The 16,251-nt window shown below is 75.8% G+C and carries 12 protein-coding genes; 2 read left to right on the top strand and 10 right to left on the bottom strand.

The annotated features are described in order from the left end of the window. Positions 1 to 43 precede the first annotated feature (43 nt). Positions 44 to 1,789, top strand: coding sequence for an FAD-dependent monooxygenase (locus ACFZBX_RS24890; protein WP_391535997.1), 1,746 nt, complete (start codon positions 44 to 46; stop codon positions 1,787 to 1,789). Here the strand turns inward: ACFZBX_RS24890 and rny are convergent. The 7 genes from rny to ACFZBX_RS24855 form a co-directional block, all read right to left on the bottom strand. Next, a complete protein-coding gene (gene rny, locus ACFZBX_RS24885) occupies positions 1,770 to 3,221 on the bottom strand; it encodes a ribonuclease Y (RefSeq protein ID WP_391535996.1) in 1,452 nt (483 codons plus the stop codon). The two genes, ACFZBX_RS24890 and rny, sit on opposite strands and share 20 nt — an antisense overlap. 220 nt (positions 3,222 to 3,441) lie before the next feature. Then, positions 3,442 to 4,428: a regulatory protein RecX gene (locus tag ACFZBX_RS24880; protein ID WP_391535995.1), complete on the bottom strand. Its 987-nt coding sequence runs from the start codon at positions 4,426 to 4,428 to the stop codon at positions 3,442 to 3,444. Positions 4,429 to 4,432: 4 nt separating this feature from the next. Then, the gene (gene recA, locus ACFZBX_RS24875; protein ID WP_391535994.1) at positions 4,433 to 5,548 is read right to left on the bottom strand and encodes a recombinase RecA; all 1,116 of its coding nucleotides are present in this window, start codon (positions 5,546 to 5,548) and stop codon (positions 4,433 to 4,435) included. A 171-nt stretch (positions 5,549 to 5,719) separates the two neighbouring features. Continuing rightward, entirely contained in the window at positions 5,720 to 7,006 is a 1,287-nt protein-coding gene (locus tag ACFZBX_RS24870; RefSeq protein ID WP_391535993.1) for an AI-2E family transporter, read from the bottom strand. A 78-nt stretch (positions 7,007 to 7,084) separates the two neighbouring features. Continuing rightward, entirely contained in the window at positions 7,085 to 7,279 is a 195-nt protein-coding gene (locus tag ACFZBX_RS24865) for a DUF3046 domain-containing protein (protein ID WP_391535992.1), read from the bottom strand. Between the two features lie 33 nt (positions 7,280 to 7,312). After that, positions 7,313 to 7,864: a GNAT family N-acetyltransferase gene (locus ACFZBX_RS24860; RefSeq protein ID WP_391535991.1), complete on the bottom strand. Its 552-nt coding sequence runs from the start codon at positions 7,862 to 7,864 to the stop codon at positions 7,313 to 7,315. Positions 7,865 to 7,919: 55 nt separating this feature from the next. Further along, positions 7,920 to 9,503 (bottom strand): S8 family serine peptidase, encoded by a 1,584-nt coding sequence (locus ACFZBX_RS24855; protein ID WP_391535990.1) that lies wholly within the window; start codon positions 9,501 to 9,503, stop codon positions 7,920 to 7,922. Between the two features lie 199 nt (positions 9,504 to 9,702). Here ACFZBX_RS24855 and ACFZBX_RS24850 point away from each other — a divergent pair, with 199 nt between their 5' ends. Then, the gene (locus tag ACFZBX_RS24850; protein ID WP_391535989.1) at positions 9,703 to 14,415 is read left to right on the top strand and encodes an ATP-dependent helicase; all 4,713 of its coding nucleotides are present in this window, start codon (positions 9,703 to 9,705) and stop codon (positions 14,413 to 14,415) included. Positions 14,416 to 14,497: 82 nt separating this feature from the next. Here ACFZBX_RS24850 and ACFZBX_RS24845 read toward each other — a convergent pair whose 3' ends face one another. The 3 genes from ACFZBX_RS24845 to ACFZBX_RS24835 form a co-directional block, all read right to left on the bottom strand. After that, positions 14,498 to 14,779 carry a hypothetical protein gene (locus ACFZBX_RS24845; RefSeq protein WP_391535988.1) on the bottom strand — a complete coding sequence of 94 codons (282 nt, stop codon included), beginning with the start codon at positions 14,777 to 14,779 and terminating at the stop codon, positions 14,498 to 14,500. 51 nt (positions 14,780 to 14,830) lie between these two features. Next, positions 14,831 to 15,199: a helix-turn-helix transcriptional regulator gene (locus ACFZBX_RS24840; protein WP_350551437.1), complete on the bottom strand. Its 369-nt coding sequence runs from the start codon at positions 15,197 to 15,199 to the stop codon at positions 14,831 to 14,833. A gap of 387 nt (positions 15,200 to 15,586) precedes the next feature. Beyond that, positions 15,587 to 16,102 (bottom strand): CinA family protein, encoded by a 516-nt coding sequence (locus ACFZBX_RS24835; protein WP_391536101.1) that lies wholly within the window; start codon positions 16,100 to 16,102, stop codon positions 15,587 to 15,589. Between the last annotated feature and the right edge of the window lie 149 nt (positions 16,103 to 16,251).

The following is a 16,251-nucleotide window of genomic DNA, read 5'->3' as shown; positions in this document are numbered from 1 at the left end:
ACGGCCGCACCGCAGCGGACCGTCCGGGCCCGAAGGGGCCGGCATGGACCCGGTGATCGTGGTCGGGGCCGGGCCGGTCGGCCTGGCCCTGGCCCTCGCGCTCGCCCGGCACGAGGTGCCGACCGTCGTCCTCGACGAGGGCTCCGGGCTCTGCCCCGAGAGCCCTCGCAGCGTCGTCCTCGGCAGCGGGACCGCCGCCTTCCTCACCAGGATCGGCTACCCCCGGGCCGCCGCCGACGCCGCCCGCTGGGACGCCTTCACCGTCTGGCGCCGCCGCCAGGAGGTGCTCCGGATCGACCTCTCCGACACCCCCGTCCTGCACCTTCCCCAGCACCGCCTGCAGCGCGGACTCCAGGACGCCCTCACCGGCACCCCGCTGGTCCGACTGGTCCCGCTCAGCCGGGTCACCCGGCTCGAACAGGACCGCGACGGCGTCAGCGTGCTCTCCCGCAGCCCCAAGGACGGCACCGAGACCTGGTGGCGCGGCAGCCACCTGGTCGGCTGCGACGGCGCCCGCTCGGCCGTCCGCAAACTGCTGAAGATCCGCTTCCCCGGCCGGCCCGCCGTCGACCGCAGCGCCGTCGCGACCGTCCGGGTCGACCTGCCGTTCACCGAACCCCGGCTGCACCGCGAGCCGCCGTGGCGCGGCGACCGCGAGGCCACCGCCCGCCCGCTGCCGCAGGGCGTCTGGCGGCTCGACTGGCGGCTCCCCCCGGGCCGGCCCACCGTCACCGAACCGGTCGACCCGCACGCCACCTGGCCCGGCATCGTCACCGGCGACACCCTGCTCACCCGGGTCACCGCCACCCTCACCGGCTGGTGCGGCGAACTCCCGAAGTTCGACCTGCTCGCCGCCGCCGACCACACCGCCCAGCAGCGGCTGGCCGCCCGTTTCCGGGTCGGCCGCTGCTTCCTGGCCGGCGACGCCGCCCACCTGCACGGCGCGCTCGGCATGCAGAACCTCACCGACGGCCTGCGCGACGCCGACAACCTGGCCTGGCGGCTCGCCCTCGCGTGGCACCTCCACTCCGGCGGCCCGCAGCCCGGCGGCTCCCTGCTCGACGGCTACGAGGCCGAGCGGCGCGGCGCGGTCGGCGCCCGGCTGCGCGCCGTCGACCAGTCCATGCCGCTGCTGCGCCCGCTGCGCGGCTGGGCGCAGACCCGGCGCTCGCTGCTCACCGGCTCGTTCCGCAAGCACGCGCCGCTGCTCGCCGACGGCCACCTCGGCACCGGCCGGTTCGGCGGCGCCCCCGCCTACCCGGCCGCCCCCGCGGGCGTGCCCGGGCGGGTCCCGGTCCAGCGCGGCACCCGCGGCGCCACCTCGCTCAGCGAACTGCTGCCCGCCACCGCGCCCGGTGTGCTCGTCCCCGACCTGCCGGTACTGGCCACCGACGGCACCCCGGACCAGCTGCACGCCCGGCTCGGCGCCGGCTTCCTGCTGCTGCTGGTCGCCCCCGGCACCGCCGTCTGGTCCGCCGAGCGCTGGCTCGGCGCCGGGCTGATGCCCCGGCTGGCCGAGGTCGCCGCCGCGCTGCCGGTGCCGGCCGAGGTCCTGGTCACCGAGGCCTACCCGGGCGCGGGACCGCACACCGTGCTGCTGATCCGGCCCGACGGCCACCTCGTCGGGGTCACCCAGGGCGCGGACGCCGAGGACCTCCAGGCGCTGGCCGACCGGGCCCGGGGCGGCCCGGCCTCGCTCACCGGCGTTCCCGAGCCCGAGCCGGAGCCGCCGACCGCCCGCCCGGCCGGTGCCCAGGGCGCCGACGCTCCTAGCGGGCCACCTCGGTGACCCGGCTCTCCCGGACCACCGTGACCCGGATCTGGCCCGGGTAGGTCAGCTCCTCGGCGACCTGCTTGGCGACCTCGCGGGCGATCATCTGCGCCCCGAGGTCGTCCACCACCTCCGGGCGGACCATCACCCGGACCTCGCGGCCGGCCTGCATCGCGTAGACGTCCGCCACGCCGTCGTGCGCCCGGGCGATCGCCTCCAGCCGCTCCAGCCGGCGCACGTACACCTCCAGCGACTCCTTGCGCGCGCCCGGCCGCCCGCCCGAGCAGGCGTCGGCGGCCTGCACCAGCACCGCCTCCACGGTCTTCGGCTCCACCTCGCCGTGGTGCGCGGCGATCGCGTGCACCACGTCCGCCGGCTCGTCGTGCCGCCGGGCGAAGTCCGCGCCGACCGCCGCGTGGCTGCCCTCGACCTCGTGGCTCAGCGCCTTGCCGATGTCGTGCAGCAGCGCCGCACGCCGCACCGGCTCCGGATCCACCCCCAGCTCGGCGGCCATCATCCCGGCCAGGTGCGCCGACTCCACCAGGTGGCCGAGCACGTTCTGCCCGTACGAGGCCCGGTAGCGCAGGGTGCCCAGGGTGCGGACCAGCTCCGGGTGCATGCCGCCGACCCGGGCGGCGAGCAGCGCGTCCTCGCCGGCCCGCACGCAGCGGCGCTCCACCTCGGCGCGGCTGCGCGCGTGGACGTGCTCGATCCGCAGCGGGTGGATCCGGCCGTCCTCGACCAGCTGTTCCAGGGTGAGCCGGGCGGTCTCCCGGCGGACCGGGTCGAAGCAGGAGAGCTGCACCACCGCCGGGGTGTCGTCGATGATCAGATTGACGCCGGTGACGGCCTCGAAGGTCTTGATGTTGCGGCCCTCGCGCCCGATCACCCGGCCCTTCATCTCCTCGGTGGGCAGCCGGAACACCGACACCGCGGTCTCCGCGGTCTGCTCGGCCGCCAGCCGCTGGATCGCCCCGGCCACGATGCCCCGGGCCCGCTGCTCGCCCTCCTCGCGGGCGGCGCGCTCGATCTCCCGGACGGCGACCGCCGCCTCCCGGCGGGCCTGCGCCTCGGCGGCGCGGACGAGTTCGGCGCGCGCCTGGTCCGCGGAGAGTCCGGCGGTCCGCTCAAGTTCGGCCGCCCGGTGCCGGATCAGCTCCGCCGCCTCGTCGCGGGCGCGTGCCACCTCGGCCGTCCGCTCGGCGAGTTCGCCCTCGCGGGCGCGCAGCCGGTCGAGCTCGCCGGCCAACCACTGCTCGCGCCGGTCGAGTTCGGCGCGCAGCCGGTCCGCCTGCTGTTCGGCCTGCCGTCGCGCCCGCTCGGTCTCGGCGACGGCCCGGCGCTGCGCGCCTCGGATCCGCCGGGCCAGCAGCCAGGCCGTCGCCAGGGCCGCCAGCACGGCCGCCACCAGCAGGGAGGCGGCCGGTCCGGCGCCCACCGCGATCCTCATGCTGCCCACTCCCCGTCCCACCGCGGCACTCCGCCCGGGACCCTCGCGCGGCCGGCCCGCAACCGCCGGACCGCAGGCATGGCCGGGAGCGCGGCCGGGGGTGGCCGAGGGATGATCGACGTGCTCCCGCACTGAGTGCGAGGCTAAGCGCGGGTTACGAAACGGTCAAGACTGGCCAGGCAGTTGACCAACCGTCGGGTAACCCCCGGTGACCCGGGCGTCAGTCCTCGTACGCCGTGTCCCCGTACGCCGCACCGTGGTCCCCGGCGCCGGCCTCCTCCTCGTCCAACGCCTCGCGGACCACCCGGAAGGCCAGCCCTTCGGAGTAGCCGCGACGGGCGAGCACGCCGACCAGCCGGCGGGTGCGGGTCTGCCGTTCCAGGCCCCGGGTGGTCCGCAGCCGGCGCTCGACCAGGGCGCGGGCCGCCTCGGTCTCGTCGTCCGGGTCGAGCTGGGCGAGGGCCTGCTCGGCGAGGTCCCCGGCGACCCCCTTGGTCCGCAGCTCCTGCGCCAGCGCGCGCCGGGACAGGCCCCGGACACTGTGCCGGGACTCCACCCAGGCGCGGGCAAAGGCCGCGTCGTCGATCAGCCCGACCTCCTCCAGCCGGGTCAGCACCTCCTCGGCGACCTCCTCCGGGATCTCCCGCTTGCGCAGGGCGTCGGCGAGCTGCTTGCGGGTCCTGGCCGCGCCGGTGAGCAGGCGCAGGCAGATGTCCCGGGCCCGGCCCTCGGGGTCGGCCGGCTCCTCGGCCCGGGAACGCCGGGACGGGCCGGGACGCCCGGAAGCACCGTCCGCGTCCTCCGAGTTGTCCGGGCCATCCGGACCCTCGTGGTCGGACCCGCGCCGGGAACGGCCGGAGCGCCGCCGCGGCCGCTCCTCCGGGAACGCCGGGGCGGGGGCGGCCGCACCCCCGTGACCGGCCGCCCCCGCTCCGTCGCCCGGGTCGTCCCGGTCGCTCTCGACGGCCGAGCGGCGCCGACGCCGCCCCGAGGGCAGCTCGGAGGCGGAGACGAGCCCGAGCTCCCCGACGTCCGCCGGCCGCGCGGCGGGCCTCGATGCGGACCTCGGTGCGGACCGGACGCGCTCCGGTCCGAACTCGGGCTCGGGTCCGGGCCCGGGCTCCGGTTCGGCCACGGCCGCGAACCAGTCCGGCGGCCCGTAGTCGTCGTCCTCCTCCGGGCCGGCCGGCCCACTGTGCTGCGTCAACGGCTCAGGCCTTGGCGGCCGCCGCCGTCTTCTTCGCCGCGGCCGTCTTGGCGGCGGTCGCGGTGATCGGCTTGGCCGCCGGCTCGGCGGCACCCGCCGCGGCGTCGGCCGCCGGCTCCTCGACCTTGGGGCCGATGCCCAGCTTGCCCTTGATCTTCCGCTCGATCTCGTCGGCCAGCTGCGGGTTGTCCCGCAGGAAGTTGCGGGCGTTCTCCTTGCCCTGGCCGAGCTGGTCGCCCTCGTAGGTGTACCAGGCGCCCGACTTGCGGATGAAGCCGTGCTCGACGCCCATGTCGATCAGGCCGCCCTCACGGCTGATGCCCACGCCGTAGAGGATGTCGAACTCGGCCTGCTTGAACGGCGCGGCGACCTTGTTCTTGACGACCTTGACGCGGGTGCGGTTGCCGACCGCCTCGGTGCCGTCCTTCAGGGTCTCGATCCGGCGGATGTCCAGACGGACCGAGGCGTAGAACTTCAGCGCCCGGCCACCGGTCGTGGTCTCCGGCGAGCCGAACATCACGCCGATCTTCTCGCGCAGCTGGTTGATGAAGATCGCGGTGGTGTTCGACTGGTTCAGCGCACCGGCGATCTTCCGCAGCGCCTGGCTCATCAGACGCGCCTGCAGACCGACGTGCGAGTCGCCCATCTCGCCCTCGATCTCCGCGCGCGGGACCAGCGCCGCCACGGAGTCGATGATCACCAGGTCGATCGCGCCGGAGCGGATCAGCATGTCGGTGATCTCCAGGGCCTGCTCACCGGTGTCCGGCTGGCTGACCAGCAGGGCGTCGGTGTCCACGCCGAGCTTCTTGGCGTACTCCGGGTCGAGCGCGTGCTCCGCGTCGACGAAGGCGACCGTGCCGCCGGCCTTCTGGGCGTTGGCCGCCAGGTGCAGGGTCAGCGTGGTCTTGCCGGAGGACTCGGGGCCGTAGATCTCGATCACCCGGCCGCGCGGGATGCCGCCGACCCCGAGGGCGACGTCCAGGGCGGTGGACCCGGTGGAGATCACCTCGACCGGCTCGTTGGCCTTCTCGCCGAGGCGCATCACCGAGCCCTTGCCGAACTGCCGCTCGATCTGGGCGAGCGCCGTCTCAAGGGCCTTCTCGCGGTCCGTACCTGCCATGGCTTCCACCCTCGGGTTCTGTGCTGTGCGCTTCATCGTCCTCGACGCTAGCGCGTCCCACCGACAATCGGCTCCGACCCGGCTCCGCCTGGGGAGAACTCTGCGCCGGAGAGTACAAAGAACACGTGTTCGAATCAAGCCTATGCCGTTCGAGCCTTGATCGACTCCGGGCTACTTCCGGTCCGAGTCCCCGCCGACCATCCGCCGCAGCCGGCGCGCCGCCTCCCGGCGCAGCGCCCGCCGCTGTCGGCGCTGCTCGCCGCGGTCGACCCGCGGGTCGGTCACCTCGTACCGCCGGACGTACGTGCCGACGAAGCCCTGCAAGGTGGCCGCCGCCGGGATGGCGATCAGCGCGCCGACCCCGCCGAGCAGCGCCGCGCCCGCGAGCACCGAGCCGAACGCCACCGCCGGGTGCACGTCCACCGTCTTCGCGGTGATCCGCGGGTGCAGCAGGTAGTTCTCGATCTGCTGGTAGACCACCACGAACACCAGCACCCAGACCGCGTCCACCGGCTCGTCGGTGGTGAGCGCCACCAGCACCGGCAGCGCCCCCGCCAGATAGGTGCCGATGGTCGGCACGAACTGCGACATGACACCGACCCAGACCGCCTGCGCGGCCGCGTACGGGAGGTCGAGCAGCGCGAACATCACCCAGTGCGCGAGCGAGGAGGCGACCGCGAGCAGGGCCCGGGAGTAGAGGTAGCCGCCGGTCTTGGCCAGCGCGATCTCCCAGGCGCGCAGCACCTCGGCCTGCTTGGCGGGCGGCAGCATCGAGCAGACGGTCCGCCGCACCCGGGGCCCGTCGGCGGTGAAGTAGAAGGTGAAGAGGCCAACGGTGAAGGCCTGGAACAGCCCGCCGATCAGGGTCGAGGAGACACCCCAGACGTTGTCCGCGGCCGACTGCGCGTAGCTCTCGATCGCGCCGGAGTCCTTGAGCAGCTTCTTCTGCAACTCGTCCAGCGAGAGTTCCTGGTGGAAGGTGCGGTTGACCCAGTCGATCAGATTGTCGAGCAGGTGCGGGAGGTCGCCGGCGATCTTCGCCACCTGGTCGACCAGCAGGGTGCCGAGCGCCGTCACGAAGCCGGCGACGGCGATCGCCAGCACGACGAAGACCAGGAAGGTGCCGACCCCCCGGCGCACCCCGCGGGCGGCCATCCGGTCCACCGCGGGCTCCAGCGCCAGCGACAGGAAGAAGGAGACCAGCAGCATCACGAAGAGGTCGATCAGCTCGTGGAAGGCCCAGTCGGCGAGCTGGAACAGCCCGACCAGGACCAGCGCCAGCACCATCGCCCGGGGCAGCCAGCGCGGCATGCCGGAACCCCAGAGGCCGTCCCCCGCGGTACGGGTCGGCCCCGCTCCCGACGGCGGCGCGGGCGGGGAGACGGGCGTAGGGCCCGCGGCCTCGTCGGCGACCTGCGCCGACCTGTCCGAATTCTGCTGTTCTGCACTGCTTGCCACCCGCACAGTCTGACCCATCTCCGACGTGCGTTCGAGCATCGGACGGGGGTCGCCGCCGGGGGTCGGGGCCGGGCCCGGTCAGCGGAGCGCGGAGGAGACGCCCTGGGTGTCGCAGACCACCCGCCAGACGTCCTTGGCCTCCCAGCCCGCCTCCAGCGCCTGACGGACCGTCCGCCCGCCGAGTTCGCTCATCACGTGGTCGCTCGCGAAGGACTCCGCGTACACCTCGCCGAAGTGCTCGTACATCCGCCGCCAGAACTCCGTCAGCCTCATGCCCATCAGTATCCCGGACCGTCCCGCCGGTCCCTACGGGCGCCAGCCGGCCGCCGTCAGGGCGTACTCGACCTCGCCGTGCTCACTGCCCGGGACCGGCTCCGGATAATCCTCGTGGAAGGTCCGCACGTACGAGAGCCCCGCCTTCTCCATCACCCGCCGCGAGCCGGCGTTGACCGCCATGGTGTACGCCGCCACCCGCTCGACGCCGAGCCCGGTGAAGCCCCGGCGGATCAGCGCCCGGGCGCCCTCGGTGGCGTAGCCGCGCCCCCAGGCCGGGCGGCGCAGCCGGTAGCCCAGCTCGACCTCGGCGCGGTCGCCGTCCGGGGGCCGGAACTCGAACCAGCCGAGGAAGGCCCCGCCCGCCCGCTCCTCGGCGGCCCACCAGCCGAGGTCGCCGTACCGGCGGTAGTGGTCCAGGTAGAGCGGCAGCAGGGTGTGCTCGACCACCTCCCGGGGAGTGGGCCGTCCGCCGGTCAGGTAGCGGGTCACCTCCGGGTCGGCGTCCAGTTCGACCAGGGCGTCCACGTCGGCGGCGGTGAAGCGGCGCAGCACCAGCCGCTCGGTGGTGAGGAAGACGTCCATCCCCCGATCCTCGCCCGCCCGCCCCGGCCCGTCACCCGGTTTTCCGGGCGGCGGCTCAGCGCGGCAGGACCAGCGCCCCGGCGCCGTAGTACTCGTGGTCGCCGCAGGCGTGCGGGCCGGGCGTACAGGCGGCGTCCGCGGCGCTGGCCAGCAGCGCGGCGAGCCGGTCGGCGTCCCAGTCCGGGTGCAGCGCGGCGGCCACCGCGACCGCGCCGGTGACGTGCGCCGCGGCCATCGAGGTGCCGGCCAGTGCGGCGTACCGCTCGCCGGGCCAGTCGGAGACCACCGCCCCCCGGGTGCCGCCGTCCGGGTCCCCGCCGGGGGCGGCGAGCGAAACCCGGCCGCGCCCGTGGTTGGTGTAGGCGGACGGGCGGCCGTCCCGGTCGACGGCGGTCACGGTGACCACGCCGGGCAGTTCGCCGGGCAGCCGGAGGCAGTCGGGGCCCAGCTCGCGGGTCTGCGGGGGTCCGGTGGTGCGGTCGTTGGGGCTGCGCTCGTCGGTGCGGACGGCGCCGAGGTCCTGCGCGTCGTTGCCGGCCGAGGCGACCACCACGGCGCCCTGCCGGCGGGCGTACGCGACGGCCCGGCCGACGGCGGCGGTCAGCGCGGCCTGGTCGGCGTCGTCGGGGCAGTTGTACTTCCAGGGGTCGGCGAAGTAGCTGTTGTTGATCGCCCGGGCGCCGTGGTCGGCGGCCCAGAGCATGCCGCAGACGATGTTCTCGGCGTAGTACTGGCCGAGCGGGCCGAGCAGCCGGACGGCGGCGATCCGCACGCCGGGGGCGACGCCGCTGACGCCGCGGCCGTCCCGGGTGGCGCCGACGATCCCGGCGACGTGGGTGCCGTGGCCGCTCTCGCCGACCCCGGTGTCGGGGCGCCAGGACCCGGTGCGGGCGTCGGGGCGGCCGTCGGCGCAGGAGACGGAGCTCCTCGGGTCGACGGCCGCCCGCAGGTCGGGGTGGGTGTCGTCGACGCCGGAGTCGAGGACGGCGACCAGCACCCTGCGCAGGGCGTCGGCGCCGGGGGCGTCCGGGCCGCGCGGCGAGCGGGGGGTGGTGTCCGCGGCCGCGCCTGCGGCGCCGAGCAGCGCGAGGTTCCAGGCGTCGCGCTCGCCGGGGTCGGGGACCGTGACAGTGGTGTCGTCCCCGCCGTCCCCGCCGTCCCCGCCGTCCCCGACGGCCGCCCCGGCCCTGGAGTCCCCGCCGTCCGTCCCGGCCCGGAAGTCGCCAGCGCCCTCCACCGACCGGGGCGGGCCGGGCACCGGGGAGGTGCGGGTGGCACCGACGGCGGCCACCCCGGGCCGCCCGCGGACCTTCTCCGCGAAGCCCCCGGCGGCGTAGGCGAGCACCACCCCGATCTGCGGGTACTCCTGGACGACCTGCCCGCCGGCCGCCCGGGTCTGCTCCGCCGCACGGCCGGCCCCCTCGGCGTCCGCCCGCTCGGCGAGGACCAGATAGCTGAGGTACGCCCGCCCCGGTCCGGCCACGTACGGCACGGCGCCGCCGACGACCAGCGCGGTGAGCAGCATCGCGAGCAGGACCCGCAGCGGCCCCCGGCCCCGGCGCCGGGCGCTCCCGGCCGGCCCGGCCAGCCGGACGGCGACCGGGACGGGACCGCGGCCGGACGGGTCCGCCTGCGCCATGGCACGGCCTCCGCTCGTCGGGTCCCGGCGGCCGCACCGGGGCGGCCGGCCGCAGGGGGCTGGTCTTCACAGGGGCATCACAAGGACTGAATCATCACCATATGATCCGATTGTCCGTTCTGCCTTTCCGGTTGCCCCGAACGGCCACCGCCCCGCCCGCCCCGCCCCGGTTGTCGGTGCCACCCGGCACCATGGGGGCATGGCGACCGCGCACCCGACCCCGCCCCCGGCCGACCCGCTGGCCGGCTTCGCCCCCGCCACCCGGGCCTGGTTCAGCGGCGCCTTCTCCGCGCCCACCACCGCCCAGGCCGAGGCCTGGCGCGCCATCGCCCGGGACACCGACGTCCTGGTGGTCGCCCCCACCGGCTCCGGCAAGACCCTCGCGGCCTTCCTCTCCGCCCTGGACCGGCTCAGCAGCACCCCGCCGCCCGCCGAGCCCAAACGCCGCTGCCGGGTCCTCTACATCTCCCCGCTCAAGGCCCTCGCGGTCGACGTCGAGCGCAACCTCCGCGCCCCGCTGGCCGGCCTGCGCCAGGCCGCCGTCCGGCTCGGCCTGCCCGAACCGGACGTCCAGGTCGGCATCCGCTCCGGCGACACGCCCGCCGCCGACCGCCGCCGCTTCGCCACCCACCCGCCGGACATCCTCATCACCACCCCCGAGTCGCTCTTCCTGCTGCTCACCTCCGCCTCCCGGGACGCCCTGCGCGGCATCGACACGGTGATCCTGGACGAGGTGCACGCCGTCGCCGGCACCAAGCGCGGCGCCCACCTCGCGCTCTCCCTGGAGCGGCTGGACGAGCTGCTCGACCGCCCGGCCCGCCGGATCGGCCTCTCCGCCACCGTCCGCCCGGTCGAGGAGGTAGCCCGCTTCCTCAGCCCCGGGCGCGGCGCCGAGGTGGTCCAGCCGCCCGCCGCCAAGGAGTTCGACCTCTCGGTGGTCGTCCCGGTCCCCGACCTCGACGACCTGCCCGCCGCCCCCGCTGTCGGCGGCGCCGCCGACAGCGACCCGCAGCGGCAGGCCTCCATCTGGCCGCACGTCGAGGAGCGGATCGTCGACCTCGTCCAGGCCCACCGCTCGACCATCGTCTTCGCCAACTCCCGCCGCCTCGCCGAGCGGCTCTGCAACCGGCTGAACGAGATCGCCCACGAGCGCGCCACCGGCGACGGACTGCCCGAGGCGCACGCCCCCGCCCTGCTGATGGGCGGCTCCGGCGCCGCCAAGGGCGCCCCGGCGGTGATCGCCCGCGCCCACCACGGCTCGGTCTCCAAGGAACAGCGCGCCCTGGTCGAGGAGGAGCTCAAGGCCGGCCGGCTGCCCGCCGTGGTCGCCACCTCCAGCCTGGAGCTCGGCATCGACATGGGCGCCGTCGACCTGGTGGTCCAGGTCGAGTCCCCGCCCTCGGTCGCCTCCGGCCTGCAACGGGTCGGCCGGGCCGGCCACCAGGTCGGCGCGGTCTCCACCGGCGTCGTCTTCCCCAAGTACCGGGGCGACCTGGTGCAGTCCGCCGTGGTCACCGAGCGGATGCGGGCCGGGCGGATCGAGGCGCTGCGCATCCCGCGCAACCCGCTCGACGTGCTCGCCCAGCAGTTGGTCGCGATGACCGCGATGGACACCTGGCAGGTCGACGAACTGCTCACCGCGGTCCGCCGGGCCGCGCCCTTCGCCACCCTCCCGCAGTCCGCCTTCGACGCGGTGCTCGACATGCTGGCCGGCCGCTACCCCTCGGACGCCTTCGCCGAGCTGCGCCCCCGCCTGGTCTGGGACCGGGTCGCCGGCACCGTCAGCGGCCGCCCCGGCGCCCAGCGGCTCGCCGTCACCTCCGGCGGCACCATCCCCGACCGCGGCCTGTTCGGCGTCTTCATCGCCGGCAGCGATCCGAAGAAGGGCGGCGGCCGGGTCGGAGAGCTGGACGAGGAGATGGTCTACGAGTCCCGGGTCGGCGACGTCTTCACCCTCGGCACCACCTCCTGGCGGATCGAGGACATCACCCACGACAAGGTGCTGGTCACCCCCGCCCCCGGCGTCCCCGGCCGGCTCCCGTTCTGGAAGGGCGACAGCCTCGGCCGCCCGCTCGAACTCGGCCGCGCCCTCGGCGCCTTCACCCGCGAACTCGGCGCGCTCGACCCGCAGACCGCCACCGCCCGGCTGAAGCAGGCCGGCCTGGACGACTGGGCCGCCGGCAACCTGCTCGACTACCTCGCCGAGCAGCGCACCGCCTGCGGCCACCTCCCCGACGACCGCACCATCGTGGTCGAGCGCTTCCGCGACGAGCTCGGCGACTGGCGGATCGTCGTGCACTCCCCCTTCGGCGCCCAGGTGCACGCCCCCTGGGCACTCGCCCTCGCCGCCCGGCTGCGCGAGAAGCACGGCCTCGACCCGCAGGTGATGCACGCCGACGACGGCATCGTGCTCCGCCTGCCGGACGCCGACCTTCTCGACTTCCCTTCGGACAAGCCGGTCACCGACGACGCCCCGGTCGGCGCCGACGCCGCCCTGTTCGACCCGCAGGAGATCGAACAGCTGGTCACCGACCAGGTCGGCGGCTCCGCCCTGTTCGCCTCCCGCTTCCGCGAGTGCGCCGGCCGCGCCCTGCTGCTCCCCCGCCGCAACCCCGGCAAGCGCACCCCGCTCTGGCAGCAGCGCCGGCGCGCCGCCCAACTCCTGGAGGTCGCCGCCGAGTACGGCTCCTTCCCGATCGTCCTGGAGGCCGTCCGCGAGTGCCTCCAGGACGTCTTCGACGTCCCCGGCCTGGTCGAGCTGATGGGCGACCTCGAATCCCGCGCCGTACGGCTGGTCGAGGTCACCACCCCCGAACCCTCCCCGTTCGCCCGCTCCCTGCTCTTCGGCTACGTCGCCCAGTTCCTCTACGAGGGCGACTCCCCGCTCGCCGAGCGCCGCGCCGCCGCCCTCTCGCTCGACTCCCGGCTGCTGTCCGAACTCCTCGGCCAGGCCGAACTGCGCGAACTCCTCGACCCGCAGGTCCTCGCCGACCTGGAGGCCGAACTCCAGCGGCTCACCCCCGAGCGCCGGATCAAGGACGCCGAGGGCGTCGCCGACGCGCTGCGCCTGCTCGGCCCGCTCAGCGAGGCCGAGCTGACCGCCCGCGGCGCCGAACCGCTCTGGGCCCTGGAGCTGGAGGCCGCCCGCCGGGTGATCCAGGTCCGGATCGGCGGTGATCAGCGCTGGGCCGCCATCGAGGACGCCGGCCGGCTGCGCGACGCCCTCGGCACCCCGCTGCCGGTCGGCGTGCCCGAGGCCTTCACCGAACCGGTCAAGGACCCGCTGGGCGACCTGCTCGCCCGGCACGCCCGCACCCACGGACCGTTCACCGCAGCCGAGGCCGCCGCCCGCTACGGCCTCGGCTCCGCCGTGGTCACCGGCACCCTGCACCGCCTCACCGCCAACGGCCGCCTGGTCCAGGGCGAGTTCATCCCGCCCGTCGCCCACCACCCTTCGTCGGAAGCGCTGCGCGCTGCCCCTCTCGAGGGCCACACCATCACCGTCGAGTGGTGCGACGCCGACGTCCTGCGCAGGCTGCGCCGCCGCTCGCTGGCCGCCCTGCGCCAGGAGGTCGAACCCGTCCCGCCGCGCGCCCTGGCCGCCTTCCTGCCCCAGTGGCAGCACCTGGCCGGCCACCGCCTGCGCGGCCCGGACGGCCTGCTCCGGGTGGTCGAACAGCTCCAGGGCACCGCGCTGCCCGCCTCCGCCCTGGAGAAGCTGATCCTCCCGGCCCGGCTCGCCGACTACTCCCCCGGTCTGCTGGACGAGCTGATGGCGGCCGGCGAGGTCGGCTGGGCCGGCGCGGGCGCGCTGCCCGGCAAGGACGGCTGGATCAGCCTGCACCTGGCCGAGAACGCCCATCTGCTGCGCCCCGAACCGGTGCCGCCCGCCGTCACCCCCGTGCACACCGCGGTGCTGGAGGCGCTGGCCGGCGGCTACGGGCTGTTCTTCCGCCAGCTGGCCGCCCAGCTCCCCGAGACGCCCGAGCCCGAACTCGTCGAGGCCCTGTGGGACCTCGTCTGGGCCGGGTACGCCGGCAATGACACCCTGGCCCCGCTGCGCGCCCTGCTCGGCTCGGGCCGGACGGCCGGCGCCACCGCCCACCGGGCGCCCCGGGCCACCCCGCGCGGGCGCTTCGGCGGCGCCGGACGCCCCTTCGGCCGGGTCGGCGGCGCGCTGCGCAGCGGCCCGCCGACGGTCGGCGGCCGCTGGTCGCTGCTGCCCCCGTTCGCCGCCGACCCGACCGTCCGGGCCACCGCCCAGGCGCAGAGCCTGCTGGACCGGCACGGCCTGCTCACCCGGGGCACGGTCGCCGCCGAGCGGGTCCCGGGCGGCTTCGCCGGGGTCTACCGGGTGCTCGCCGCCATGGAGGAGCGCGGCCACACCCGCCGGGGCTACTTCGTCGAGGGCCTGGGCGGCGCCCAGTTCGCCATGGAGGGCGCGGCCGACCGGCTGCGCTCGGTCAGCGGCCGGCTGGAGCGGGCCCGGGGCGCCGAGTGGCCGGCCGCCCCGAGCGCCGAACCGCCGCAGGCCCTGGTGCTGGCCGCCGCCGACCCGGCGAACGCCTACGGCGCCGCGCTGCCCTGGCCCGAGCCGCCCGCCGGGTCCACCGAGGCGGCGGGCAAGGCGCACCGCCCCGGCCGGAAGGCCGGCGCCCTGGTGGTGCTGGTCGACGGCGAGCTGTGCCTGTACGTGGAGCGCGGCGGCAAGTCGCTGCTGGCCTGGGTGCAGGACGAGGCCACCCTCGCCGCGGCGGCGTCCGCGCTGGCCGGGGCGGCCCGGGCCGGGGCGCTGGGCAGCGTCACCGTCGAGCGGGCCAACGGCGAGCCGGCCCTCGGCTCGGCGCTCGGCGGCGCCCTGGAGCAGGCGGGCTTCCACGCCACCCCGCGCGGCCTGCGGCTGCGCCCCTGAGCCGGTCGCGGAGCACGAGGACTCCGGAGAAACGACGAGGGCCGTGGGACCGATCGGTCCCACGGCCCTCGTCCGCGTCCTGTCATCCGGCCGGAGGTCCCGCCTCCCAGCGCGGCTCCACCCGGGTCACCGGCTCACCCGCCCGGCGCCGTGACGGCCCGGTGGACCGCCAGTCGGCGTGCACCGGGATCAGCCCGAGCCCCCAGCCGCCGGCGGCCAGCAGGCCGAGCACCGCGCCACCGGGCAGCCGCCCGGGGCCGATCGTCAGCCACCAGCCGAGCCCGCCGGCCAGGACCACCAGGAGTCCCAGGCCCAGCCGGAACCGTATTCGGGCCCCGGCACACCTCGCCGCCGCACTGCGCACGACCGCCTCCTTCGCTCAACCCGGGCCCGACGGACCCGTACCGAGGCCAGGTCAGGCGGCGACCACGTCCATCGCGGCGGCCTTGGGCGACATGTTCGCCCGGTCGGTGCCGGGAGCCGGCAGCGGAACCGGTTCGAGCACCGGCCTCAGCAGTTCACCTTCGGAGAGGGTGGCCATCGCCGCAAGTTCGGCGAGCGACAGTTCGTCGCTGACCTCGCGCATGACCTCGGACATCCGGACGTCGAGCGCGTCGCAGATGGCGGAGAGCAGCTCCGAGGAGGCCTCCTTCTGTCCCCGCTCGACCTCGGAGAGGTATCCGAGCGAAACCCTGGCGGCCGCCGACACCTCGCGGAGTGTGCGGCCCTGGCGCTGGCGCTGCCGACGCAGTACATCGCCCAGTAGGCGACGGAGCAGGATCATCGGTGCCTCCCTCCTCGGACTGCGGATCGAGATGTCACGCCCCCACCGTACCGCCTTGCCCGCTTCGCGTGCGGGGACCATGGTCGTGTTCACTCTGGGCTGCAAGGCTGTCCCCTCCCCTGTTTCGGTGTCGCACCCGGGTCCGCGGGTACCTTGTCGTACCCTCCGGGCGGCACTCGGCCACCGCCACGCCACTCGTTCGCCACCTGGTTTCTGCCCAACCAGGCCCTCCGATGTAACACGATCCTCCAGGTGTGCGATGCCCGCACGCCAGTTCGGCAGATCTCGGTTCGGTGGAGATCTTGGCGGGCGGCCCCCGGCGGGCACCGGGGGCGGGAACGGCGGGTGGCCGGCAGGGCGGACGGTGACGACGGTGCGGACGACGACTCAGTGCGCGGGCGTACCGGACGGGAGCCGCCCGACGAGCAGCTCCAGGGCGGCGGTCACCGCCCTGTGACGGATTGTGGCACGCTCTCCCGACAACCGTGGCGAACTGACCAGAGTTCCCCCCGGACCGGCGACCGCGAGGTGTACCGTGCCGACCGGCTGCCCGTCCTGCGGCTCCGGGCCGGCCACTCCGGTGGTCGCGACCCCGTAGGTCGCCCCGAGCAGCTTGCGCACGCCCTCGGCCATCTGCCGGGCCACCACCGGGTGGACCGGGCCGTGCACGTCGAGCAGGCCCTCGTCGACCCCGAGCACCGAGGCCTTGAGCTCGGTCGCGTAGGCCGTCACCGAGCCCCGGAAGGTCGCGGACGCCCCGGGGACGTCCACCAGCGCGGCGGCCAGCAGTCCGCCGGTCAGCGACTCCGCGACCGCCACCGTGCCGCCCTGGGCCCGCAGCGCGCTGTGCGCCCGCTCGGCCAGCCCGTGGTCCGCCACCCGTTCGGCCAAGCCTTCGGACATCCCCGCGGACGTCCCGTCGGACACCCCTTCGCCCGCCCCGCCCGGCTCCGCGACGCCCCCGGCCCGCACGGTCTCGGATCTGCCACTCATCCCGACGTCCCTCCCTCGCGCTCCCCCGGGCCCGCCCCGGAGTACCCGCCATTGTGCGG

It is taken from the genome of Kitasatospora sp. NPDC008115, from assembly GCF_042957205.1.
In the GTDB taxonomy this organism is placed as follows: domain Bacteria; phylum Actinomycetota; class Actinomycetes; order Streptomycetales; family Streptomycetaceae; genus Kitasatospora.
Note: the sequence above shows the minus strand (reverse complement) of the source record. Positions and strands in the feature narration are given on the sequence as shown.